At 35.7% G+C, this 26,164-nt stretch carries 19 protein-coding genes; 9 read left to right on the forward strand and 10 right to left on the reverse strand.

The genetic code is table 11. From position 1 onward, the window contains the following. Window positions 1–1,654 (forward strand): arginine--tRNA ligase (gene argS, locus ACIQ0D_RS00620; RefSeq protein WP_395802088.1); only part of this gene is annotated, 1,654 nt, incomplete at its 5' end. 44 nt (window positions 1,655–1,698) lie between these two features. On the opposite strand, the gene ACIQ0D_RS00625 is transcribed toward argS, so the two are convergent. Next, window positions 1,699–2,589 (reverse strand): 3-hydroxybutyryl-CoA dehydrogenase, encoded by an 891-nt coding sequence (locus ACIQ0D_RS00625; RefSeq protein ID WP_395802089.1) that lies wholly within the window; start codon window positions 2,587–2,589, stop codon window positions 1,699–1,701. Window positions 2,590–2,968: 379 nt separating this feature from the next. On the opposite strand from ACIQ0D_RS00625, the gene ACIQ0D_RS00630 reads away from it, so the two are divergent. The 3 genes from ACIQ0D_RS00630 to ACIQ0D_RS00640 are packed head-to-tail and all read left to right on the forward strand — an operon-like array spanning window position 2,969 to window position 7,796. Further along, window positions 2,969–5,905: a SusC/RagA family TonB-linked outer membrane protein gene (locus tag ACIQ0D_RS00630; RefSeq protein WP_395802091.1), complete on the forward strand. Its 2,937-nt coding sequence runs from the start codon at window positions 2,969–2,971 to the stop codon at window positions 5,903–5,905. Between the two features lie 17 nt (window positions 5,906–5,922). Further along, window positions 5,923–7,341 (forward strand): RagB/SusD family nutrient uptake outer membrane protein, encoded by a 1,419-nt coding sequence (locus tag ACIQ0D_RS00635; RefSeq protein ID WP_395802093.1) that lies wholly within the window; start codon window positions 5,923–5,925, stop codon window positions 7,339–7,341. An 11-nt stretch (window positions 7,342–7,352) separates the two neighbouring features. Then, a complete protein-coding gene (locus tag ACIQ0D_RS00640; protein ID WP_395802094.1) occupies window positions 7,353–7,796 on the forward strand; it encodes a hypothetical protein in 444 nt (147 codons plus the stop codon). Between the two features lie 83 nt (window positions 7,797–7,879). On the opposite strand, the gene bioD is transcribed toward ACIQ0D_RS00640, so the two are convergent. From bioD to ACIQ0D_RS00655, 3 genes are all read right to left on the reverse strand, one after another. Next, window positions 7,880–8,485 carry a dethiobiotin synthase gene (gene bioD / locus ACIQ0D_RS00645; RefSeq protein ID WP_395802096.1) on the reverse strand — a complete coding sequence of 202 codons (606 nt, stop codon included), beginning with the start codon at window positions 8,483–8,485 and terminating at the stop codon, window positions 7,880–7,882. Further along, window positions 8,482–9,606, reverse strand: coding sequence for an aminotransferase class I/II-fold pyridoxal phosphate-dependent enzyme (locus ACIQ0D_RS00650; protein ID WP_395802098.1), 1,125 nt, complete (start codon window positions 9,604–9,606; stop codon window positions 8,482–8,484). The genes bioD and ACIQ0D_RS00650 overlap by 4 nt, the downstream gene beginning before the upstream one ends. A 109-nt stretch (window positions 9,607–9,715) precedes the next feature. Beyond that, complete coding sequence (locus ACIQ0D_RS00655) at window positions 9,716–10,492, reverse strand: XRE family transcriptional regulator (RefSeq protein WP_395802100.1); 777 nt, start codon at window positions 10,490–10,492, stop codon at window positions 9,716–9,718. Window positions 10,493–10,586: 94 nt separating this feature from the next. Here ACIQ0D_RS00655 and ACIQ0D_RS00660 point away from each other — a divergent pair, with 94 nt between their 5' ends. Further along, window positions 10,587–10,961 carry a GIY-YIG nuclease family protein gene (locus tag ACIQ0D_RS00660; protein ID WP_395802101.1) on the forward strand — a complete coding sequence of 125 codons (375 nt, stop codon included), beginning with the start codon at window positions 10,587–10,589 and terminating at the stop codon, window positions 10,959–10,961. Here ACIQ0D_RS00660 and msrB read toward each other — a convergent pair whose 3' ends face one another. From msrB to ACIQ0D_RS00685, 5 genes are all read right to left on the reverse strand, one after another. Continuing rightward, window positions 10,962–11,456: a peptide-methionine (R)-S-oxide reductase MsrB gene (gene msrB / locus ACIQ0D_RS00665; RefSeq protein WP_395802103.1), complete on the reverse strand. Its 495-nt coding sequence runs from the start codon at window positions 11,454–11,456 to the stop codon at window positions 10,962–10,964. Between the two features lie 93 nt (window positions 11,457–11,549). Beyond that, window positions 11,550–14,672 carry a DPP IV N-terminal domain-containing protein gene (locus ACIQ0D_RS00670; protein WP_395802105.1) on the reverse strand — a complete coding sequence of 1,041 codons (3,123 nt, stop codon included), beginning with the start codon at window positions 14,670–14,672 and terminating at the stop codon, window positions 11,550–11,552. 90 nt (window positions 14,673–14,762) lie between these two features. Beyond that, window positions 14,763–17,228, reverse strand: coding sequence for a transglycosylase domain-containing protein (locus ACIQ0D_RS00675; protein WP_395802107.1), 2,466 nt, complete (start codon window positions 17,226–17,228; stop codon window positions 14,763–14,765). A gap of 295 nt (window positions 17,229–17,523) precedes the next feature. After that, complete coding sequence (locus ACIQ0D_RS00680; protein WP_395802109.1) at window positions 17,524–18,303, reverse strand: amidohydrolase; 780 nt, start codon at window positions 18,301–18,303, stop codon at window positions 17,524–17,526. 40 nt (window positions 18,304–18,343) lie between these two features. After that, entirely contained in the window at window positions 18,344–19,486 is a 1,143-nt protein-coding gene (locus tag ACIQ0D_RS00685; RefSeq protein ID WP_395802111.1) for a methionine aminotransferase, read from the reverse strand. Window positions 19,487–19,581: 95 nt separating this feature from the next. On the opposite strand from ACIQ0D_RS00685, the gene ACIQ0D_RS00690 reads away from it, so the two are divergent. Next, the gene (locus tag ACIQ0D_RS00690) at window positions 19,582–20,352 is read left to right on the forward strand and encodes a queuosine precursor transporter (RefSeq protein WP_395802113.1); all 771 of its coding nucleotides are present in this window, start codon (window positions 19,582–19,584) and stop codon (window positions 20,350–20,352) included. Window positions 20,353–20,448: 96 nt separating this feature from the next. On the opposite strand, the gene ACIQ0D_RS00695 is transcribed toward ACIQ0D_RS00690, so the two are convergent. Beyond that, window positions 20,449–21,201, reverse strand: coding sequence for an FKBP-type peptidyl-prolyl cis-trans isomerase (locus ACIQ0D_RS00695; protein WP_395802115.1), 753 nt, complete (start codon window positions 21,199–21,201; stop codon window positions 20,449–20,451). A 134-nt stretch (window positions 21,202–21,335) separates the two neighbouring features. Here ACIQ0D_RS00695 and ACIQ0D_RS00700 point away from each other — a divergent pair, with 134 nt between their 5' ends. The 3 genes from ACIQ0D_RS00700 to ACIQ0D_RS00710 all read left to right on the forward strand — a co-directional run bounded on the left by ACIQ0D_RS00700 (window position 21,336) and on the right by ACIQ0D_RS00710 (window position 25,968). Continuing rightward, window positions 21,336–22,541, forward strand: a complete 1,206-nt coding sequence (locus ACIQ0D_RS00700; protein WP_395802116.1) for a sterol desaturase family protein — start codon at window positions 21,336–21,338, stop codon at window positions 22,539–22,541. A gap of 2 nt (window positions 22,542–22,543) precedes the next feature. Next, window positions 22,544–23,233, forward strand: coding sequence for a lysoplasmalogenase (locus ACIQ0D_RS00705; protein WP_395802118.1), 690 nt, complete (start codon window positions 22,544–22,546; stop codon window positions 23,231–23,233). Between the two features lie 179 nt (window positions 23,234–23,412). Further along, window positions 23,413–25,968, forward strand: coding sequence for a family 20 glycosylhydrolase (locus ACIQ0D_RS00710; protein ID WP_395802120.1), 2,556 nt, complete (start codon window positions 23,413–23,415; stop codon window positions 25,966–25,968). Window positions 25,969–26,164 lie beyond the last annotated feature (196 nt).

The following is a 26,164-nucleotide window of genomic DNA, read 5'->3' on the forward strand; positions in this document are numbered from 1 at the left end:
GGCCGTTACTTTTCCATTTACGCGATTTTCTAAAAAAACTCCTGAACAAACGGGGATCGAAATAGGGGAGTATCTTAAGCAAAATGTTAAGGAAGTTGCTGATTTTAACGTAATTAAAGGTTTTTTAAATCTTTCTATTGTCGATTCCTACTGGGTTGACGAGTTGTTAAATCGTGTTCATAGTCAGTCTTTCGGGCAATTTCCTGCTAATGGACAAAAAGTAATGGTTGAATATTCTTCGCCAAATACCAATAAACCACTCCACTTGGGCCATGTTCGCAATAATTTACTAGGTTTCTCAGTTGCAGAAATTCTTTCAGCCAATGGTTATGAAGTTATAAAGGCTAATTTGGTGAATGATCGTGGGATACACATTTGTAAATCCATGCTCGCCTGGAAATTGTTTGGTAATGGAGAAACACCAGAAAGTAGCGGTTTAAAAGGGGATCACTTGGTTGGGAAGTATTATGTGATTTTTGATAAAGAATATAAAAAACAGATTGAGGCTTTGATTGGCGAGGGTCAGACTGAAGATGAAGCCAAAAAGAACGCCCCAGTTATTAAGGAAGCTCAAGAAATGCTCTTGAAATGGGAGTCGGCCGACCAAGAGGTCATTGATCTATGGAAAATGATGAACTCTTGGGTTTATGCAGGTTTTGACGTTACCTATAAGAAGCTTGGTGTTGATTTTAAAAAGTATTATTATGAATCAGATACCTATCTTTTAGGGAAGGATACCATTCAGGAAGGCTTAGATAAAGGTGTTTTCTATAAAAAAGATGATGGTTCTGTTTGGATAGATTTAACCGATGATGGTTTAGATCAGAAATTGGTTTTACGTGCTGATGGGACTTCCGTTTACATCACCCAGGATTTAGGTACAGCGCAATTGAAGTATGACGACTTTAAAATGGATAAGTCGATTTATGTGGTTGGAAATGAACAAGATTATCATTTTAAAGTTCTATTTCTGATTCTTCAAAAACTAGGTAAATCATGGGCTAATGGCTTATTTCATCTTTCTTATGGGATGGTTGATTTGCCATCAGGCAAAATGAAATCCCGCGAAGGAACTGTTGTTGATGCTGATGAATTAATGGACGACATGATTCAAACTGCTCAAGAAAGGACAGAAGAATTAGGTAAGGTTGAAGGTTTTACAGAGGAAGAAAAGAAAGACCTTTATAACATGATTGGTTTAGGCGCTTTAAAATTCTTCCTGCTAAAGGTTGAACCTAAAAAGCGATTATTGTTCGATCCTAACGAATCTATTGATTTTCAAGGACATACAGGGCCATTTATCCAATATACGCATGCCAGAATTTGTTCTGTTTTGGCTAAAGCTGATTATAAGAATAAAATTTCCGATAACTATTCAAATATATTAACTGCTCTTGAAAAGGATTTGATTGTCAATTTGGCTAAATATCCTGATGTAATATCCTCAGCAGCAAGAGAATATAGTCCCGCACACATTGCAAACTATGTTTTTGAACTTGCTAAACTTTTCAATAAGTTTTATCATGAAGAAAGCATTTTGAAAGCAGAAGACCCACAAGTTCGAAATTTCCGACTTGATTTAGCTGCAGCAACGGCGTCAATTATTAATAAATCGATGAAATTACTTGGGATAAAAGTCCCATCAAGAATGTAATAAACAACTGTTTTAATTCAAGGCGTCTTTTTAAGACGCCTTTTTTATTTAATAAATTTTTTTGCGATAGAAGGATCTTTAACACCATTGCTGTAATCGTAAAATCCTAAGCCAGATTTTACACCTAAATTTCCAGCAGTAACCATATTTACTAGTAGAGGGCAGGGTGCATATTTAGGATTTCCAAAACCTTGGTGTAAAACATTCATAATTGCTAGGCAAACGTCTAAGCCTATAAAGTCGGCTAATTGTAGCGGACCCATAGGGTGGGCCATACCCAATTTCATGACGGTATCTATTTCATTAACACCTGCAACACCTTCATATAAAGAATAAATAGCTTCGTTAATCATGGGCATGAGTATGCGATTAGCTACAAATCCGGGGTAATCATTTACCTCAACTGGTATTTTATTCAGCTTAGTGGCAAGGTTCATTATTGTTTCTGTCACCTCATCAGAAGTTGAATATCCACGAATAACCTCTACTAATTTCATCACAGGAACGGGATTCATGAAGTGCATGCCAATTACCCTATCGGCACGATTGGTAACCGATGCGATTTTCCCAATAGATATAGATGAAGTATTAGAAGCTAAAATGGCTGCTTTCTTACAATATTGGTCTAAGTTTTTAAAAATTTCGAGCTTAATGGATAAGTTTTCAGTTGCTGCTTCAATAACAAGATCTGAGTTTTCAACTCCAGATTTAGTATCTGTGAAGGTTTGTATGTTTTTAAGAGCCAAAGCTTTAATATCTTCAGTAATTAGTGCTTTTACGACTTGTCTGTCTAAATTTTTACGAATGGCATCCATTCCTTTTTCGAGGCTTGGGCCTGAAATATCAATTAAATTGACTTGAAATCCTGAAATTGCGAATGCGTGAGCAATACCATTACCCATTGTTCCGGAGCCTATAACTGAGATGAGTTTCATGTTCTATTGGACTTAGATAAACAAAGAACAAAGGTATGAATGATTTTTCTTGTTCAAGAGCATTACCAAATAGAATATTGTTTTATCTAATATGTTATTTAGTGTTGTGGTCTGAAATTGTTTTTATTTATTTTCAAGGTTATTACATCTAAATACTAAAGTTTTTAAATCATATTTTTGTCAAATATTGATTTGTAACAAGTTAGTTACATTATTTTAACCTTGTATAAAATACTATTTTGCGAATAAAGTGCTATTATTGTGTTAGAAAGTCCCTCATCGCGTGGACTCATAACCAAATTATTAATTAAACATAAATCAAATGAAAAGAAAATTACTAGCTTTCTTGTTATTGTGTTTGTTCGCTATAACTAGCGTAATGGCACAGAATAAGACTATTACTGGTAAAGTTGTTGGGGCTGACGACGGTCTCCCTCTTCCAGGAGTTTCTGTTAGAGCAGGTTCCGTAGGTACTACAACTGGATCAGACGGAAATTATTCATTAAGTGTTCCTCAAGGAACCAAAACATTAACCTTTACTTATATAGGTTATGTAACTCAAAATGTATCAGTTGGGGCTACTGGAACAATAAATGTTCGTTTAGTTTCTGATTCTCAAATGATTGCAGAGGTTGTTGTAACTGGTTACGGAGTTGCTCAGAAGCGAGATCTTGGTTCTTCTAGCGCATTAGTTACAGGAAAACAATTTGAGAACTTACCTATTCAGAGTTTTGACCGTGCATTGCAGGGGCGTGCTGCGGGTGTTCAGGTTACTGCTCAAAGTGGTCAGCCAGGTGGAGCAATTAACGTTAGAGTACGTGGTGTTGGTTCAATAAACGCTGGAAATGATCCACTTTATATTGTGGATGGTGTGCAATTGAAGACAGCCTCAATTTCTGGTCAAGCTTCTTCTAATACTCTAGCATCAATCAATCCGAATGATATTGAAAATATTGAAGTTTTGAAAGATGCTGCTGCTGCTTCAATTTATGGTGCTGCTGCTGCAAATGGTGTAGTATTAATTACTACTAAAAAAGGTAAAAGCGGAGCCACACTTGTTAATTTTTCAGCCCAGCAGGGTGTAATGCAAAACATAGCTCGTTATGATGTGATGAACGCTCAGCAATATGCTCAATTATTAGTTCCAGCTGCAGTTAATGCAGGTATAGCTCAAGCATCAGCTGTTGCATTTTATGGTGATCCTTCAAATGTTAACGCTCCAAGTACAAATTGGTTTGATGCAATTGCACGTGATGGAAAGTCAAGAATTTATGATTTATCAATATCTGGTGGAGATGCAAAAACTAACTTCTTTATTTCAGGTTCTTATACTGATCAGCAAGCACAAGTAATTGAGTCATTCTATAAAAGAGGAACTTTTAGAGGAAATATTGGTCACAAAATAAATGATAAGCTGAGTGTTAATGCAAATATAAATCTAACAGCATCTAAGGTATTTGGTACGATTGCAGATGGTGCATTCGTTAACTCACCTTTTTATTATCCTTTTACTTTAAGACCAGATGTTCCAGTTTATCAGCCTGATGGAACTTATACCCAAGGCGCTGCTCTGAAAGCTGGTTTTGCTTACAATATTGTTCAGGGAGCTAAAGAAGAGGTAAGAATGGGTAATGCATTGCAAACCGTTAGTAATTTTTCTGCTACTTATAAAGTTACGCCTTCGCTATCTATTACTGGTTTCACTGGTATTGATTTCGTAGATACTCGTGATGATAATCAGCGTCCTGCTAGTATTCCTGCATTCGCTGCAAACGGTGGTACTTCATCTGTTGTAAACACTCGTAATTTAGATTGGAACTCTAACGTTGCTGCTAACTGGAATAAAAAATTCGGTGACCATTCTCTTGCAGCATTAGTGGGAGGTGAATTAAAAGAACAGAATGTAGAAAGTGCATCTGCAACTGGACAAGGATTTCCGAATCCATTCTTTAGAAGTTTGCAAAATGGAACTCCACTTTCCATAGCTGGTTTTTTCACAGGTTATAAGAAGGCGGGTGTTTTCTCGAAATTCAACTACGATTATAAAGAAAAATATTATATCGCAAGTACTTTAAGATACGACGGTAGTTCACGTTTCGGTGAAGCAAAGCAATACGGGTTTTTTGGTGGTGTATCAGGAACTTGGAGATTATCAGCAGAAGATTTCTTATTAGATAATAAGGTTATTTCTGACTTGAAATTACGTGCAAGTTATGGTGTAGTGGGTAACGATCAGATTTCTGATTTTGCATCACGCGCATTATTTGGTGCAGGTGGTAGTTATCTTGGAGCAAATGGTATTCGTCCATCTCAACTAGGAAACAATAATCTTTCATGGGAACAAGCGAAGACCTTAAACTTTGGTTTGGATTATGGTTTATTTGGAAATCGTATTACCGGTAGCATTGATGTTTATCGCAGAATAAATGATAATCTTTTATTAAGCAGACCATTAGTTTCTGATTCAGGATTTGGAGCAATTAGCGAAAATATTGGAAAAGTTCAGAACGAAGGTATCGAATTAGGTTTGAATACCATTAATGTGAATTCTAAATCTGGATTCAACTGGACTACTGATTTTAATATTTCATTCCAAAGAAATAAAGTATTGGAATTGCTACAAGGATCAGATAGAATTGGAACATCTTTTATTGTAGGACAACCGGTGGATATGATCTGGACTTACAGTTGGGCTGGTGTTAATCCTGCAGATGGTAGACCAATGTGGTATGATATTAATGGAAATTATACCTATAACTTAATTGCTGCACAAGATCAGGCTATACAAGGTACTAGGTTTCCTAAATTCTTTGGAGGATTGAATAATACCGTATCTTATAAAAATCTAAGTTTAGACTTTTTATTCCAGTTTCAATACGGTAACAAATCTTTTGTGTCTATGTACCAAACTATTTGGAACTCAGGTGCATCAGATGATAATCAATTGGTTTCTCAGTTAGCCGAACAGTGGCTTAATCCTGGACAAATTACTGCAGTTCCAAGGCTTTTGAGTAGATCAGCTGCGCACCTTAACAATATTGGTAGCCCTTCTAATGCTTTAACGACTGGTTCAACTAGATATTTATACGATGCGTCGTACATTCGTCTAAAAAACATAACCTTATCTTACGCTATTCCAGCGAGTATTGCGTCTAAGATTAAGTTGCGTAATGTACGTGTATTTGCAACAGGAATTAATGTGTTGACATTTACTAAGTATCCAGGTTTGGATCCTGAGGCTCCAATTGGATTGAATGAAATAGGAAACAATCCACAAGCTAGAACTTACACTGGTGGTCTTCAAATTGGTTTATAAATTATAAATTGAAAATTATGTATAAGAAAATATTAGCTGTATCTATCGTGAGTCTGGTTTTGGCCGGAACTTCATGTAAGGATGCACTTGATGTGCAGCCTAAACAATCCTTGGCCGCTTCATCCGCATTAACCGATTTTGCCAGTGTTAATGCCATTTCAGTATCTCTTTATTCAAGAGCTCAATCATTTAGTTACTATGGGCAGCGTATGTTAATTGCTCCTGAAGTTCTAGCTGACAACTATACTACCACTGCAAATCCAGGAGGTAGATATGTATCAGAAAGATTAAATTTACCTGGTGCTCACCTTGATCTATGGGGTATTCTTTATCCTGCCATTAATGAAGCTAATTTCATTATAGCTAACGCAGATAGGGTTGAAGCTACACCGGACAATAAAAATGCGCTCAAAGGACAAGCATTCTTCATGAGAGCTATGTTTAACCACGATATGGTACGTATTTATGGATACGAGCCTGGTTATTCTGTTAATGGATGGTCTGAAGGTATTGTTCTTCGTACTGTTCCAACAGACGATGTATCTAAGGCTGATTTTAAGCCTCGTTCATCAGTAACTGAAGTTTACAAACAAATTGAAGATGATCTAAAGCTAGCTACAACACTTTTGCCAGTAGCGGTTGGTAGTTCCGGTGTGTTTAGAGCTAGCAAGGGAGCTGCTTTTGCATTATTAGCTCGTGTTTATCTTTATCAAGGTAAATGGGCATTAGCAGAGCAGGCAGCTACTGATGCGATAGCAAATAAACAAAGCACTACAACTTTAGCTACTGCTGCTAATTATATTGCTGCGTTTGCTGCGGTGCCTAATACTGAATCGATGTTTGAATTGGATTATCGTACTGAGCAGTTTTCTACTGTAGACGGTATCAATAATTCAATGAATTCTTTAAGTCAAAAGACTGTAGGTGGTGTATTCTCTGTAAGAGCTACTTCGGAATTAATGAATTCTTTTGAAACAGGAGATGTTAGAAAAACAGTATTTGCTGAGGTTGTGGATGGTGGAGCAACTGTCTCTCATAGCTTGAAATTCCCCGCTCATAAAGGTAATTATTTCAATAATATACCTGTGATTCGTTTATCAGAAGTTTATTTAATTCGTGCTGAAGCACGTGCTAACCAGGCTGGTAAAGAAACTTTAGCTCAAGAAGATTTAAGTACCATTAGAACTAGAAGAGGCTTAGCTGCTGTTCCTAGTACAACAGTAGGTACTAACTTAATGAGTTTAATATTTAATGAGCGAAGAGTGGAATTGCACTTAGAAGGACATCGTTTCTTTGACTTTAAAAGAAGAGGTTTGAATATACCTAAGCCGGCAGGCGTTACTCAACTATTGTACACTGATTTTAAAGTTCTAGCTTCACTTCCACAAGCTCAGACTATATTAAATCCACTTATTAAACAAAATCCAGGATACTAATCTTTAAAATTATGAAGTATATAAAATATTTTTTCCTCTTTCTTGCAGTAACAAGCTTATCAGCTTGTTTTCCTGACAATGAAAAGCTATTTGATGGTCCAACAGTAACAGAATTTAAGCCTATCGCTAAAACTGTTAAACTTACTGCTGCGGCAGGATCAGCAGATGCATTGATTCAATTGGTTGGTCCTCAACAAAGTGCAGAGGTTACCATTCCATTTGTAGTTGATGCATCTAGTACCGCAGTTGCTGGCGTTCATTATAATATAGCAGCAACTGGATCAGTTGTAAAATTAGCTGCAAACTCTAGTTCTACGAAAATTCCAATTAGTTTAATTCCTGGTAGTGTTACAGCAACTGCAGGCGTTAAATTAGTTATTGATATCGCTGGAGGTTCTGCAGGTATATTACCTAATCCTAATTTTAAGCGTTATACGCTAACTATTGTGCCTTAATTTTTTAGGACCAGTTACAATAAATTAAGAGGCTGAAGGTTTATAAACCTTCAGCCTCTTTTTGTATTTTGGTTTTGTTAGCCTTAGAAATTAAATTTATCCCCAATCTGTCTAAGACTCTCCCTATTTACCTTTTCTAAAAATGGTATCCTAATTATATCTAATCCCGTTCGCTTGTAAATCACATCTTCCGAACTTTGATTCGACTCTCCACTAAATATTAATTTACGGATAGGAATAGCATAGCTTCTTAATAGTTCAACAGAAAGTAAAGTATGATTAATACTTCCCAAATAATTCTTAGAGACCAAAACTACCTCTGCATCAAACTTTTTTATAAGATCTATAATTAAGTCCTTCTCATTTAATGGTACCATTAATCCTCCAGCTCCCTCAATAATTAATTGATTATCTGTTTTTGGTAAATTAATTTTATCTAAATCAATATGGATTCCATCTAATGCCGCAGATTTGTGTGGTGAGAAGGGTTGAGTTAAACGATAGGCTTCAGGATGAATGATTGTTCGATTATTAGAAATCAGTCTCTCTACAAGCATAGAATCGCTATTATCAAGCTCTCCTGATTGTACGGGTTTCCAATAGTCTGCTTCTAATTTCTCAACCAAAACCGCCGAAACAATCGTTTTGCCTATTTCTGTTCCAATACCGCTGATAAATATGGGTCTCATTTAATTATCTGATTTAAATTGTGAGATAATCTCTGGATATCATCCATTGAATTGTGATTGTGTAGGCAGATTCTTATACGCTCGGTGCCTTGGGCAACAGTAGGGCTTAAAATAGCGCGTACATCAAAGCCTGCATTCTGGATATTGAGTGCGGCTTCTCTCGCTTCTTTGTTTCCAGGAATAAGAATAATTTGAATGCCAGATTGGCTATTTAATAATTTAATATTTGAGGTAATGCTCTCCCTAAAGTATTTAATACGTTCTTTAAGCGGCGATTGATAATCTGAATTCCTGAGTTCATGATAGGCGCATTTTATGGCTAAGTGACTTAAAAAAGAAGCTGCAGTGGTATAAATAAATGACCTTGAAAAATTAATTAAATAGCTTCTCAATGCTTCAGTACCTAAAATGGCAGCTCCATGTGTACCTAATGCTTTACCAAAGGTGATGACTCTGGCAAATACCTGATCACAGAGACCTAAATCATACACTAAGCCTTTTCCTAATTCTCCAAATACTCCTGTCGCATGTGCTTCATCTACAATTAAAGCAGCATCGTATTGTTTTGCTAAATGGCTTAGCTCTATTAATGGAGCTTGATCACCATTCATCGAATAAATGCTTTCAACCACAATGAATATTTTCCCTTTGGATACTTTTAATTTTTGTTCTAAACTCTCCAAATCATTATGCTTAAAAACATAGCGTGTAGCATGGCTCAATCGAACGCCATCAATGATGGAAGCATGAATAAATTCATCTGTAATGATGGTATCGCCTCGTTGAGGGATAGAAGAGAAGATTCCAACGTTTGCATCATAACCCGAATTAAAGAGTAGAGCGGCCTCCGATTGATGAAAATTAGCTATTTCTTGTTCAAGTTCTTCCGCGAATGTTGAGTTGCCAGCTAACAAACGCGAGCCCCCAGAACCCATGCTATAATTGGGGTACTTTTTTAATTCTTTTTCAAAAAGGATTCTTAAATCACTAGAGCGCGCAAAACCGAGATAATCATTGGAGCAAAAATCCAGTAAATTACTTTCTGCTTTCAGCGTGCGTAGCGAATTATTTTCGTTTCGTAGCGCAAGACTTTCAGAAATGAATTTATGGATGCTTTTCATTTGTATTTTTGCTAAAAATAAGAAAAGCGGAACATAATTCCGCTTTTCTTGGTATTCCAATCCTTTTTAATCTGTCTTAAAAAGGTCATAAATTTAATAGTCTTGAGATTTAATTCTTATTTCGATCAAGATTAGAAATTGATTTCTGCATTTGTGAAACCATGCTCGTAAGTGTTTCTAATGTAGGTTCAGGAGCAGGTTCCGGGAAATCGGTGCTGATATATGCTTTTGCCTTCCATATTTCTAAAACGTCATCTCCTGAGATTGTATATGGCTCATAAACCGGATTATCAGAAATTAATTTCAAAGCTTTATTTTCTTTGAATTTATTGCCTACTCGCTTATAAACAATGCCATCACTTTTGCTAATTACTACATAAGTATCCCCAGGTTTTAGATCATTCCAATTACTTAAATATTCGCCTACAACCACTGTTCCAGATTGGAGCGGGAGCATGGAGTCGCCTTTTATTTCAAATGCACGATAGGTGCCTTGGCGAAACATTGGTAGATGAAACTTAGGAAGCTCTGAAATATATTCGGGGTCACCATAGCCATTTAAATATCCTGCACTAGCTTTTACGGGTACTAACTCAATGTTTTCTCTATCCTGACTATCAACAGAAATGCTTAATACTCTGATGCTTGCAGGATCTGCTTTTGGCTTCGGTTTCCACTTGTCATCGATGCGCTCATTAATGAGTTCATCCATAGAAAGCTCGTAAAACTCTGCGAATTTTTTTAGTAATTCATATTTAGGCTCTGCGCGATCTTCTTCATAAGCCCCAACTAGTGAGCGTTTAATATCAAGTGTATCTGCAAATTGCTGCTGTGTAAGCCCTTTTTTCTTACGTAGGTACTTTAAATTGGAAGAAATGTTTGCCATTTGAAAAATAAATTTGGAAATACTAAAATTGTTAGTAAATTTATGCTCATAAAATTAGCAATTATAATTGGAACTAAAAATTAAATTTAAAAATATGCCGATCCTATCTAAGCCTGCCATGAAAACTAAGAAATTTGTTTATTTAGTTACCGACCGTAACCGCAACAGTATTCACGTGGGTATGAGTACCGACTTGATGAAAACGATGACTTTTTATAGGCAGATGCCTAATTTGTTTTTTGATGCCGGACAGCAATTAACAAGATTAGTTTATTTTGAAGAGTTAAGCTCTGAAGCTTCTGCTAAAGAACGATTTAATTTAATTAATAAGTTTACACGTATTCAGAAAGATCGTTTAATTAGAGGGGTAAACCCAGATTGGATAGATTTAACTATAGGATTAGATTTTGAGCAAATAATGGTCTCAGGTATTCAACCTATGCGTGCTTCTTTTAGTAGTTTGTCTTAATTATTTCTTAATGAATTTTAGTGCTGCCGAGTTCATGCAATAGCGTTTACCGCCTTTGTCTCTTGGTCCATCATCAAAAACATGACCCAAGTGTAGGCCCGTTTTGGTTTCTATAACCTCATCGCGGATCATACCATGACTATTGTCTTTAACCACAGTTATTACGCCTTCTTTAATTGCCTTGGTAAAGCTTGGCCAGCCGCTACCTGATTCGTATTTATCATCAGAACTAAATAAAGGCTCTCCTGTTGCAGCACTTACGTAAATACCTTTTTGCTTATTGCTGTTGTATGCATTTCTGAAAGGGGGTTCGGTACCACGTTTAACCATTATTTCAAAGGATAGGGGACTTAAAACCTTTTTCCATTCTTCTTCAGTTTTCTGAATTGGGAAATTTATTTTTTTACTTTCCTGAGCGTTTTTTGATTTGTTTTGTCCGCAAGTAGTATTTGTAAGAATAAAAACTAATAGGATAATGCTAAGAAGTGCTTTCATGGTTTTGATTTTTTTTACTAAAAAATATACGCGAAATAATTGATAAAAACAATTTTTTAACAAAAAAAGCGACCAAAAGGTCGCTTTTTAATTTTACCAACCCGGTGCAAAGGTTAATCCAAATACACCTAAATTAACATCCTTCCTTTGGAAGGGGATGGCATAATAAGGTTCTAAGACAAAGTATCCAAATACATTTACTCTTAAAGATACTCCGGCACTCATCGCTGGGATACGTTCAAGGTAACCATTAGCACCACCAATTTTTTGTGGGGTAGATCTGAATGCTACTTTTGAATCATTGTCATACGCTAGTCCCATATCGAAAAATATATTTAAATCAGAAAATAGGAATTTTGACTCAACAAGGGTTAATTTTTCTGGTCCTGTAAAGGGAATTCGGACTTCAAAATTGGCAACTGCAATTCTTGATCCTACTAATTGATTGATATCAAAACCTTCTGTTGTTTGGTTTCCATTTCTAAAGAATGAATTTGCTTCATATCCACGAATGAGGTAACCATAGCCAGCATACATTTGAAAAAGCCTGCTTTCATCTCTTCCAAATCGAGTATAAGTATAAAGTCTTGCGGCAAAGGTAACTGGCTTTACACGAACATATCTTCTTCCATCAACTGTTAAAGCATTTAGTTTAAAGTCGCCTTGATAATTCTCCAATCCCACTCGATAACGGAAACCTGAAAGTGGTGCTGTGAGTCCTGAGAATGAATTATCACCCACAAATGCTGCGTTTAGCTGTACGGTGGTAAATGCTTCAAATGGAACACCATAAGTTTGTTGAGCCTTTTCTTTTGAGAGCTTTTCGCGATCGGTACCAATTTGAAAACCCTGATTAAGGTCGAAATAATTATTGAAGCGATCAATTCGATAACTATATCTTGAAATACCACTTCCTGCTTCAAATCTGTGATTCTTTGAAAATGGATAAGATCCAAAGGCTGAAAACTGATCTTCAAAAGTTCGTATAATATCAAAACGCTCTATGTAGGTAGGGCCAATACCTGGTAGATTTTCAATTGCAGCAGAAAATTGCCCTGAAACATATGGTATATGTGATCCAACAACACCCCAATTGATTCTACTCTCCTGGTTTACATAAGCTACCTGAGCTCCAAAATCATAAATTTCACCATTAACGGCAGCAGTAGCGAATATCTGATTTCTACCTAAAATATCACTAAATACTCCTTGAACACCACTGGATAAGCCCGTTCCAAACCTTCCAACCGATGCTCCAACACCATTACTTGAAAGGTAGTCAAGTTTAAACTTTGGTTTATATTCTATAGTTTTAATAGATTCTTCTGGAATTCTTTCAAAACGATCAAAGTTTTGGAGGTTGGCATTGATGATATTTACTCCTACTGATTTAAAGGGAGGTAGCTGTGCTGCATCAAAATTTATATCTTCATTCCCTACTAGTTTAGGTGTAAATTCTTCCGCTTTGGCATTGTAGATGGTATATTTTTGGGCTCTATAATAGGAGTATAATATATCATCATTAGCCGAAACACTTAATGCTGGCGAATATTCAGTAATTCCGCTGATACCTGTAAAATAATCAGTTAACTGTTCAACTGTTTTTTTAGTTAATGAATAGCGATATAAATTCCTAAATCCATCTCTATTGGATAGGAAGTAAATGCTTCTATTATCCCCAGAATATTGAGGATTTAGATTGTTTGCACCCGTAAATAGCGGGATATTTGTAATTCTTTTTGACACCACGTCGATAGTAGCCAAACTCAAAGAAATATCTACGCTCACACTAGCTTTATCTAATGTTTGACGGTCGGTGCTAAATACAATAGACTGACCATCTTTAGAATAGCTAGGATGGTAATCGGAGTATTTATCATTGGTTAACTGGTTTAATTTTTTCTCACGAAGATTATATTCATAGATGTCATTTTGACCCTCACTTAGTCCTGAAAAAGCGATATCTTCCCCATTTGGCGACCAAGTGATATTGCTAAATTCTTCAACCTTGCCCATAGCCACTGAGCTTAGTAGTTTCCCATTGGACACATTTACGATAACTAATTTATTTACGCCTGCACTAAAAACACTAAAGGCGAATTTTTTGCTATCTGGCGACCATGCACCTGTTGATTCGATGAAGTTATACTCATCAATATCTCCATTTTTTGCCTTGCTAGATAGCTTTCTGATAATTTTCCCTGTTTTAGCATCAGCAAGAAAGAGGTCGATACTGAGGAGGTCTCGTTCAGAAAGAAAGGCTACAAATTTCCCATCAGGAGAAATAGATGGAGCAACATTGTAATTTGCACCTCCATTTTTTTCATCAATCAATTTCTTACCAATAGGAACCTGTGCTGTATCTTTTAAATAAGGCTTGTATGTATTTTCTATACTTGATTTCCAAAGGCTAGATAAAGTTCTATCATCGTATCCAAATGTCCTTCTAATGGCCATTTGATAACCATATTTGGCAGTTGCCTTAAACAAAGGAACAATCACCGTATCACCATAAGTTGAGCCTATGTACGACCAAAATGCCTGCCCATAACGGTAGGGGAAATATCTATTCGATTCTGTTAAATCTTTAAGTGTAGGAATATCTTTATTTAAATAGGCATCACGCATCCACATAGATGTATAGGCATCTTTTTTACCAACAGAAAGGTATTCTGCCATCCCTTCAACCATCCATAAAGGAAGATTACCTATATTTTCCAAATTGGTTGAGTCGCCCTCAATTAATGAATGATATTGAAAAGCGTGTACCAATTCATGACCTAAAACATGTCTTGTTTGATGATTTACCTGAGAAATAGGCATAATTACCCTATTTTTTAATCCCTCAGTAACACCACCTGTACCCACACCAACCTCGCCACTCAATGCTGTAGTTTGTTGGAAATCAGGGTGATTGGAGTAAAGAATAAATGGGTTTTTCTTAAAGAAAGTATCTCTAAACACTTGTTGGTGTAATTCGTACCAAACTTCTGCTTCCTTAGCGAAACGCTGGACTAGACTGTCATTTTTAAGATAATAATAAAGGTCGAAGTGTGGTGTTTCATACACTTTAAACTTCAAATTCTTATACCTTACCTTGTTTTGGCCGAAATATTGAGCTTGAACGTCGGATATCTGTCCGAAAACTGCTAATAACAGAAAGGAAATAATTAGCCAGAATGATGGCTTTCTTTGGGTAATGGTCTTTTCTCTCATTTGATATCTTAAAATGATCTTAACTAAAATACGTAAAAATATTGATTCTGATTTTTTGAGCCTAGATAAAAGCATCAATGAAATGTAAAATCAATTAACAGCTTTGTTTTTATTTTGTTTACGCTCGTCTCTAATTTCCTTCCTTGTTTTATTTACCTCTGTTGAAGGTTCAGATTTGGGACTTGCGGGTGTTTTATTCTCAGGCACCGGATTGGTCCGGTTTTCTGGTAATTTAGGACTAATTGTTTGTTTTGGGATTGCTGTTGCACCTTTAACACTATCAGCAATATCTGTAGGAATACCAATAGTGTCAATGATCAGCGAATCCACAAAGCTAGTATCTCTTGAAAATCTAGGGCTCACACATTGATATTCTCTAGTGATTTTTACTCCTGGTTTTGGAAATGGCCCCTGACTTATCCCTAATGACTTATCTCGGTACACCTTTTCCATAAATTTTCCGAAAATAGGAAGTGCTGTTCTTGATCCTTCGCCAGTTTCGGAAGTTTTGAAGTGCACACTTCGCTCATCACATCCCACCCAAACACCTGTAACAAGGTCTTTAGTAACACCCATATACCAACCATCAACATAATCGGAGGAAGTACCTGTTTTACCACCAATTTGATTGTTATTTTTCCATAAATCCCATTCCCATAATGCTTGAGATGTACCTTCGGGCTCTTCCATGCCTCCACGAAGCATGTATAACATCAACCACGCAATTTCTTCGCTTAATGTTCTTTTCTGCTCTGATTTGAATTCTTCGATTAATTTTCCATCTAAATCCAGAATTTTCTCGACTAAAATGGGTTCAGAACGAACTCCCTTATTTAGGAATGTTCCATAGGCTTTAACCATCTCAAAAACACTGACATCATTCGGACCTAAACTCACCGAGGGTACTGCTTTAAGATCACTTTCAATACCACATTCATGAGCATATTTTACAACATTTTCGGCACCTACTTTTTCAGTAATTTGAGCAGTTATTGAATTTACGGATTTACCCATTGCCCAGCGTAAAGACATTTCTCTTCCCGAGAAGGTATAGCTAGAGTTTTTAGGCTCCCAATATTCAGTTTTACCTTTCATGGTATAAGGAATTCGGACAGCTTGATCGATGTATTTATCACAAGGAGACATGCCCGACTCAAGCGCAGCTAAGTAAGCAAATGGCTTAAATGTAGATCCAGCTTGTCTTTTTGCCTGATTTACATGGTCATATTTAAAATAATTATGATTAATACCGCCAACCCATACTTTGATGTGACCATTGAATGGATCGAGGGTCATCATTCCAGTATTTAGGATTTTAGCATAATATTTTATAGAATCGATGGTTGAAAACTCGACTTCTTTTTCGCCATTCCAACTGAAAACTTTCATTTTTTTCGGTCGGTTTAAATAATAATCAATAGAGTCTTGATTGCTATTATAGCGCTTCTTTAAAAAAGTGTAGTAGGGGAGTCGCTGGGCAGCTTTTTCAGGAAAATCGAGGATCTCTTTACCATCTGATGTGCGCCAAGGATTTTCATTTCCCCACACATTCTCAAATCTTCTCTGTAAGATTTTCATGTGATTATTGACCGCTTCCTCAGCATATTGTTGCATTCTTGAGTCGATAGTCGTATAAATTTTTAAACCATCCGCATATAAATCATAGTCATTTTCTTCACACCATTTTTCAAGATAACGGGATACGGCAGATCTTAAGTATGATCCACCATCGCTGCCTTCATCAATGCTACCGGGATTGAGCTTGAGGGCTCTTTGGCTATATTTTAAATATTCTTTTTCAGTGAGATAGTCATATTTCTGCATCTGAGATAAGACTGTATTTCTACGCTCCAGCGATTTTTCAGGATTTCTGATTGGGTTATAAGTGGTAGTTGCCTTGAGCATGCCAACCAATAATGCAGCTTCTTCAACTTGAAGTCTGTTGACATTTTTATTAAAATATCTCTTGGTTGCAGTTTTTATGCCGAAAGTATTATTTCCAAATGGTACTGTATTTAAATAGAGGGTTATAATTTCATTTTTGGTATAATAATTCTCTAGTTTATAAGCTGTTACCCATTCCTTTAATTTATAAATGATGGTTCTTACTAAAGGAATATATTTGATAAATCCCTGGGATTTTCTGTTTCTAGTGCTGTAAAGGTTTTTAGCTAATTGTTGAGTAATGGTACTGGCACCTCTCTTATCACCACCGGCAGTTGAAACAATACTGGATAGGAGAGAGCGAACATCAATGCCACTGTGTTTGTAAAAACGAACATCTTCTGTAGCAACAAGTGCATCGATTAGTGCCGGAGAAATACTGTCATATTCAACAGGGGTTCTATTCTCTTTAAAATATTTACCTATTAGTTTTCCGTCGGATGTGTAGAGCTCAGATACTATATTGATTGCCGGATTTTTGATATCTTTTATGGTTGGTGAGTATCCAAATAACCATAAAAAATTAAGTTCTAGGGCACAGAAAAAGAGTACGAAAAAGTATAATGCTATGCATGCATAGCGAAGACGACTGTTTTTAATTCTTTTAAACATCTGGTAAATATGAGGAAATCATAATAAAAATGATGCAAATTTCTTTGATTTTTACTCCTATTTGATTGAGTTTATGGTTATTTAAATTATTTAAAAAGAAAGCATGTTTGCAAAATTGATACATTATTGTATATATAATTTATAATCAATGTTTTATGTTAGTTAACTTTGCTTTTTCTATTAATTGGGAGCCCAGAAAAGATGTAATTAATGTAATGAGGTCGATTCAAAATTGTAAAGACCCTTTCTAAGGCTTTCAAGCAAAAAATGCACCTATATTTGTTTTTAAAGTCTATTATTCGTCTAATTTAAAAGAATCAGCATCTTTTAAAAAGGGAAAATTGTTTCTAGCTTCAGTTAGGTCATCTTTATTGATGGTGAATGTGTAAAGGTCTTCATCGTTGGGTTTATAATAAATTACCTTCCCATTGGGGTCGATACACATAGAGTCTCCGGAATGAAAGATTTCATTTCCATCATGCCCAACGCGATTTACCGCTACCACAAAAGCTTGATTTTCAATGGCTCTAGCAGGTATGAGAGAGCGCCAGTGTAAGGATCGACGTTCTGGCCAATTGGCTACAATTAATAGCAGATCGTATTCTTCATTTTTATTTCTAAGCCAAACAGGAAAACGTAAATCATAGCAAATTGCCGGACAAATTTTCCAGCCTTTTAGCTCTACAAATAACTTTTTACTACCTGCTGTGTAATGTTGATCTTCTTCACCTAAGCCAAAAAGATGCCTTTTGTCATATTGTTCATAGCTGCCATCCGGACGCATCCAAATGAGTCGGTTGTAAAATTTATTCGCTTCTTTAATGATTAAACTACCTGTAATTACACTTTCAAATTTTCGTGCTTGATCATGCATCCACTTCATAGTTTTACCACCCATGTCTTCGGAAAATTTGGCAGGATTCATTGAAAATCCGGTATTGAACATCTCCGGGAGGATAATTAAGTCTGTTTTCTCACGAATAGAATTTAGTCTTAAGCCTAGATTTTGAAGATTTTTGTCAATGTTTTCCCAAAAAAGGTAAGATTGAAAGGTGGTAATCTTTAGTGTGCTCATGAGTATTTATTTATACGTAATGATTCAATAAATGTTTTAACTAAATCTTAATTAAGTAATTAACCGCTTTTTCAAGTGTTTCATTCTTTTTGGCAAAGCAAAATCGAAGTACATGTTGATCAGTATTTTTTGTGTAAAATGCTGAAACAGGAATGCATGCAACTCCAAATTCTTTTATTAACCTCATTGCCAATTCAGTATCTTTTTCATCGCTAATCCTTTTATATTGGACAGTCTGAAAATAGGATCCATGGCATTTTAATAAATCGAAACGTGTTTGTAACATCAAGTTATGAAAAAAATCTTTCTTTTGCTGAAATAAATCGCTTATTTCCAAATAATTGCGATCATTTTTTAAAAAATCAGAAATAGCATGCTGTATAAACGAGTTTACACTGAATACCTCAAACTGATGTACTTTTCTAAATTCTTTCATTAAATACTCGGGCGCTAGGCAGTAACCCACTTTCCAGCCCGTAGCGTGTAAAAGCTTTCCAAAAGAGGCAATAATGAAGCTTCTTGCCTTTAGTTCGGGGTATCTTGAAAGACTCAAGTGTTTTTTACCATCGTAAATTAGATGCTCATATACTTCATCACTTAGTATGATAATATTGGAATTCCGGGTTAATTCGATTAACCTTTTGATGTCATTTTCTTCCAAAACTCTTCCTGTTGGATTATTGGGATTATTTAAAATGATCATTTTTGTTTTAGCATTGATCATTTTTTTTACTTCATCCCAATTAATGCTATAATCTGGTGCATTGAGCTCTATTGGTCTTACAATACCGCCAAATAATTTCACTGCAGGAGCATAAGAATCGTAGGAAGGTTCAAAGATTATTACTTCATCATCTGGTCGGATAATACAAGCAATGCTGGCAAAAAGGGCTTGTGTGCCACCTGCGGTGATGGTAATCTCTGTTTCTGGATGATAAATTGTCTGATGTAATTTTTCTTGTTTTTCTACAATGCGCTCCCTCAGACTCATTAATCCGGCCATGGGTGCATATTGGTTAAAACCTGCTTTCATATAATGTTCTACTAGGCCAACTAGCTCTTGAGAACACTCATAATCGGGGAAACCCTGAGATAAATTTACAGCCTTGTATTGCATTGCCAGCTGCGACATTACAGTGAAAATAGTTGTACCTACCTCGGGCAATTTTGATTCAATGTTCATTTCAAGCTAAAATAGGGAAATCTATTTCCAGAATCCTTATGAATCATTAAAATTTAGATTAAATTATTACCTTAAGGCCTATTTTTGATTTATCTATGACTTATAAAACCAAAGAAAGCCGTTTATTTATTATTCTAGGCTCATTCTTAATCGCAAATGCCATTCTCGCCGAATTTATTGGTGTGAAAATATTTACTGTTGAAGGCTCTCTTGGGATTGAAAAATTTGATATCAATATGTTCGGTGTACCGGATCTCTCCTTTAACATGTCGGCAGGCGTCATAACTTGGCCATTAATTTTTATCATGACCGATATTATAAATGAGTATTTTGGGATAAAGCAAGTAAGATTTTTGTCAATTCTTGCAGCTATTTTAATAAGCTATGCCTTCTTAGTCGTAGGTTTTGCCATGAATTTAGTCCCATCTGATTTTTGGATTAATCAGACCATAAATAATGACCCTATGAATATGAACAACGCTTTTTCCGCAATTTTCGGTCAGGGGATGTGGATTATCGTGGGATCAATTGTAGCCTTCTTAATTGGGCAGATGGTGGATGTTATTATTTTTCATCGCATTAAAAAAATGACTGGCGAGCGTTTTTTATGGTTAAGAGCAACTGGTTCTACCTTGGCTTCTCAGTTTATTGATAGTTTTGTAGTGATTTTTATTGCTTTTTACATCAATCCGCAGTACAATTGGAGCTGGCAAATGGTAGCAGCAATTGGGTTAGTTAATTATAGCTATAAGTTTATTGTTGCTATTTTGATGACACCTTTATTGTATGTAGTACACAATATCATTGATCGTTTTTTAGGCAAGGATTTATCGTCTAAATTAATTTCTGAAGCTAAGAATTCATAATTAATTCATAATGAAATTGTTATGAGGTTTGCAATGTTTCGTTAGGATTAAAATGAAATAAGGCTGATGTTTTATTCCATCAGCCTTACCAATAAATTATTTTCCTATTTTCAATAATTCTACTTCGAAAATCAATGTGCTGTAAGGTGGGATATCATTTCCTGCTCCCCGCTCTCCATAACCCAGTTTATAAGGTATAAAAAAGCGGTATTTTGAACCTACAGACATTTGCTGAAGTCCTTCAGTCCAACCAGGAATTACCTGATTTAACATAAATGTAGCTGGCTGACCGCGATTAATTGAACTATCAAACTCAAACCCGTTTATTAATGTTCCTCTATAATGTACCGTAACTTCATCGGTTGCTATGGGCTTAGGTCCATCAGCTGTGGTAATAACTTCGAACTGTAAACCACTTGGAAGTTCTGTAATTCCTGGTTTTTTCTTGTTTTCTGCTAAGAAAGCTGCACCGTCTCCAATGGAACCTTCATACTTTTTCTTTTCTAATCCGCTTAGAAAGGTATAAATTGTTTCTTGACATTTTTCTGGACTAATAGCAAGAGTTTGCGAGGTAAAAACCTCATTCATTGCCTTATTTAGCAATGCGAAGTTTAAATTATTTACTCCTCTTTTTTTCAGGTCGTTGGCAATGCTTGCACCAAAGGCATAGCTTAGTGAGTCGATTTGATTTTTGAAAAGTGGAGCAGGAGCAACCGTCGTTTTAATGGGTGCAGCGCTTGTTTTGGCGGGAGTGACAACTTTTTTAGCAGGTGTTGTTGCTGTTTTAGTTTGTGCCAAGCCCAAAGTTGAAATTGCCGTTGCGGCAAAAAATAAAAGAAAACGTTTCATTGATATGGTTTATTTGATTTAAAATCGTTTGTTTCTGTAATTTTAATTACTCTGCTAATATACTAGCTTGGTAGCTAATTGAATAATATTCATTTGGATTTTTTGTCTTCAAGTTTAAATCCTAAATTGTGCTTATGAAAGTTGATTATATTGCCCTATCAATTCCTATTTTCTTTATTCTGATTGCAGTAGAGCTTGTTTATGCTTTTTATAAAAAACTTAACTACTATCGAATAAATGATTCAATTGCTAATTTAAGCCAAGGAATTGGATCTCAATTGGTCGGGATTTTCTTAAAAACTATTACTTTTTTTGGCTACCTCTATATTTATGAGCATTGGCGTTTTTTTTCGTTTTCAAACACACTCTATACTTGGTTGCTATTGTTCATGGGAGTCGATTTTTTCTATTATTGGTTCCATCGTTACAGTCACCAGATAAACGCTTTATGGGCCGCTCATATTGTTCACCATCAATCGGAAGAGTATAATTTAACTGTTGCCCTCCGACAGTCATGGTTTCAGTCAGGTTTTTCATGGATGTTTTATTTACCTCTTGCTTTTGTAGGTTTTGAGCCCATTATGTTCTTGACAGTCAGTGCTTTTAATACACTTTATCAATTTTGGATTCATACTCGTGCTATTGACAATATGGGACCTTTAGAGTGGATTTTAAATACACCTTCACATCACAGAGTACATCACGGCTCTAATCCTAAATATATTGATAAAAACCATGCTGGTACCTTGATTATTTGGGATCGATTATTTGGCACTTTCCAAAAGGAAGAAGAAGAGGTTGTTTATGGAATTACCACGCCTCTAGCTAGCTGGAACCCCCTGTGGGCAAATTTTCATTATTGGGTAGAGTTGTTTAATACTTTTAAAAATGCTGATGGACTAAAAGAAAAGTTTTCTGTATTCTTTGGATCGCCGGGTTGGTTTCCAAAAAGCATGGGAGGAAGGCAATATCCCAAAGAAATCGACATGGATAAATATCAAAAATATAGTCCCATTTATGAACCTAAATTTAATGCTTACATCTTTTTCCAATTCGTTTTTTCGCTGGCGATTGCAAGTATTTTACTTTTTACAGCCTCAAAGCTAAGTACAATACAATTGGTGAGTAATTGTGCTTTGGTAATTTTGGGACTCACATCCTATGGTGCTTTGATGGAACAAAAGAATTGGGCTAAAACAATTGAAAATTTTCGTTTAATCCTATGGCTTGTTTTGCCCATTTTATTTACTTATGCCCCGTTTTTTACATATTTAGTCATCGGGAATACTGCCTTAGTATTTCTTTCATTTATCTGGTTTAATCGTCTCGCTCGTAATTAATTATGCTTAAGAATCATAAAGTTTTTACTCTTGTTTTCGGACTTATTTTCTTGTTGAATATTTTTGCTCAATCTGATCTTCTTCAAGACTTCAATTTATTTATAAAACCTCTAATCTGTATCTCTTTAGCCATTTATTTATACAAAAATGTAAATATGGCAGTGGGTTTTAATCGTTTAGTATGTGCGGGATTAATTTTCTCACTTTTCGGGGATTGTTTTTTACTGTTTGCAAGTAGTGATATTTACTTTTTCTTGTATGGTTTAGTGTCATTTCTATTAGCACATGTGCTTTATTCTTTCGCTTTTTTTAGGGATTTTAAGAATAATCCTCAAGCATCCAAGTTTTATGGTCATTTGATGTTATTTCTACTTGGCGTATTTACCTTGAGCTTTTACAGTTTTATTAGAGACTATTTAAATGACTTCAGAATTCCTGTGATGGTTTATATGTTTGTGATCTCTGTGATGGCTATTTTGGCCGCTTACCGCTATAAAAGGGTTAATCTTTTAAGTTTCCGTTTGATTTTGTTTGGAGCTGTATTTTTCGTGATTTCAGATGCTGCACTTGCCTTCAATAAGTTTGTTGAACCTTATTCTTTTGCAGGTATTTTAATCATGTCGACCTATATGGTAGCCCAATACTTAATTACAATTGGAGCAATAGAAAGAAAAGTGGAAGAAATGAAGTAATATTTTATCCTTTCGTCTTCATCTTTTTTATTTGAATGATCGTCTTTTTCAAGCTTCATTCTCAAGCTTTTACCCGAATGTTTTTTGATTCTGAATGTTGATTGGTGTTAAAATAACATCTTTCTTACAGTTAGCTCTCAGGATAAATTTGTAATTTGCTTTTTTATTTAAATCTAATCATGAACTTAAATTTCACTAAAAAACACCTGTTTGTCACATTTTTAGCACTATTATGCAGTGTTTACACAGGTTTCTCTCAAGTTAAAGACTATAAAATTAGTCTTGAATGGCAACCCGTAAAGAATAATTATGAAGGTAAGAATCAATCTCTTTCAGTACTGAGCATTACTAATGGATCTGAATTTGACATCCCCGCAAAGGGCTGGACTTTATATTTCAATTATGGAGCAGATATTCCGAAACCTGAGAGTAGGGGCTTAAGCATGTCTTATATTAACGGAGATTTATATAAAATTGAGCCTACCGCTGCTTTCGAAGGAATTCCGGCAGGTGGTAAACTTAGTTATCAAATGCTAAAATCTGGCAGCACCGACAATGTAACTCAGTCGCCACAAGGTTTTTATATCGTTTTTGATAGCGAACCTAATAAAGCTATTCCTATTCAATGTGCTTATCCTGAACCAAGTGCAGAATACCTAAATACACTTTATAGCTCTAAAACTTGGATGAATCCTAGTTTTGTACATTCTAAAAATCAAGATATTCAAGATATTCCTAGCTCAAAATTACCTTTGATTTTCCCAAGTCCCACAGAAATGAAGGTCAATGCGGGTGAATTTAAAATATCGTCAAGTACATCCATTTCAACAGATCCGCTTTTTGCGAAAGAAGCTGCATATTTATCTGATGAATTGACAAAAATTTTAACAGGAAAGCCTTCTATTGCTAAGCAAGGAGCAATAAATATTAAAAAGGACGTTAATTTGGCATCGGAAGCATATTCGCTTCAGGTTACTGAAAATGGTATTCAGATTGCTGCATCTAGTCCCGCAGGTGCATTTTACGCGATTCAATCCTTGAAAAGTTTAATTCCTCCTTTAAGTTGGAAATCAAAACAGGCATCTGTGAGTATTCAGTTGGTAGATGTGAAAGACCAGCCACGCTTTGGCTATCGTAGTTTTATGTTGGATGTTGCAAGAAACTTCCAGACCAAAGAAGAGTTATTTAAGATTCTCGATTTAATGAGTTTATATAAGTTGAATGTTTTTCATTTCCATTTTTCGGAGGATGAGGGATGGCGAGTTGAAATTCCTTCACTTCCAGAGCTGACTCAAATTGGTAGTGTTCGCGGACATACACTGGATAATAAAAATCTGCTTCAAGCGTCATTTGCTTCTGGTGGGGTTCCAAATAAATTACATGGAAGTGGTTATTTAACTAAAAAAGAGTTTATTGAGCTATTGAAATATGCAACCGCACGTCATATTGAGGTTATTCCTGAAATTGAATCGCCAGGCCATGCACGTGCAGCGATTAGAGCGATGGAGTATCGATATGAGCGTTTTATGAAGGCGGGTAATGTGGCTGAGGCTACAAAATATCGCTTGACTGATCCACAAGATAAATCCCAATATCGTTCTGCTCAAAATTGGAATGATAACATTATGGATGTTTCAATGCCATCGGTTTATACTTTCGTGGAAAAGGTTACTGATGAATTGATTTTGATGTACAAGGAGGCTGGTGCGCCATTAAAAACCATTCACTATGGTGGTGATGAGGTCCCTTCAGGTGCATGGGAAAAATCTCCTTCTTACCAAAAATTAAAAAAATCGAACCCTTCAATTAAAAATGTAGATGATCTTTGGTACTATTATTTCGGAAAGTTAAACCAAATGGTTAAAAAGCGTGGTTTGTTCCTCTCGGGATGGGAAGAAGCAGGAATGCGTAAAACTGTGCTTGATGGCAAGTCAACCTACATTGCAAATCCTGATTTTGGAAACCAACATTTTCAGCTGCATGTTTGGAATAATGTGATTGGCTGGGGTGCTGAAGATTTAGCACATAAATTAGCAAATGGAGGATATAAAGTGGTTTTATCGCCTGTTTCTAATATGTATTTCGACTTAGCAACAAATTCATCATATTTCGAACCTGGCTTAAAATGGGGCGGATATGTAGATGTAGATAAACCTTTTTACTTCCTGCCTTTCGATTATTTGAAGAATGTGAAGGAAGATGGTTCAGGTAGACCATTAAAAAATTTAGATCAAACAAAGATGATTCGCTTAACTGACTATGGAAAATCAAATATTGTTGGTTTGCAGGGATTACTTTGGTCGGAGCATAATACAAGTGCTGAGCGATTAGAATACATGTTATTACCTAAATTATTAGGTTTAGCAGAACGTGCTTGGTCTAAAGCACCAGAATGGGAAACAGGTGAGTCTTCTGCATTAAATGATTTGAAATACACAAATGACTGGGCAAGCTTCGTAAATGTGCTCGGGAAAAGAGAATTGCCACGTTTGAGCTATTATCATGGTGGATTTGCTTATCGTATTCCTGAGGCAGGTTTAAAGGCCGATAATGGAAAAGTTGATGCAAATATTCAGCTTCCTGGATTAACGATTAGATACACAATTGATGGCTCGGAACCGAGCGAAACAAGTGCAATTTATACCACTCCAATCTCTCAAAAAGGTAAGTTTAAGTTCGCTGCTTTTGATGTAGCAGGTAGAAAAGGTAGAATTACCGAAATCGAAAACAAATAGATTTTTTACCCCAATCGATAAATTTTATCGATTGGGGTATTTTTTCAATTTAATTGTCTGAACTATGATTTATGAGATTGGTGTGATTTTCATGATTTTTGTTGTCGTTTGCCTGATTGCCTGTTTCTGATGTCGTTTGCCTGATAACTCACAACCGTTAACTCTTTTCCGGGCTTCGAATACCTCAACCACCTGG

Origin of the sequence: Daejeonella sp. (genome assembly GCF_044342615.1) — a bacterium.
Classification (GTDB): domain Bacteria; phylum Bacteroidota; class Bacteroidia; order Sphingobacteriales; family Sphingobacteriaceae; genus Daejeonella.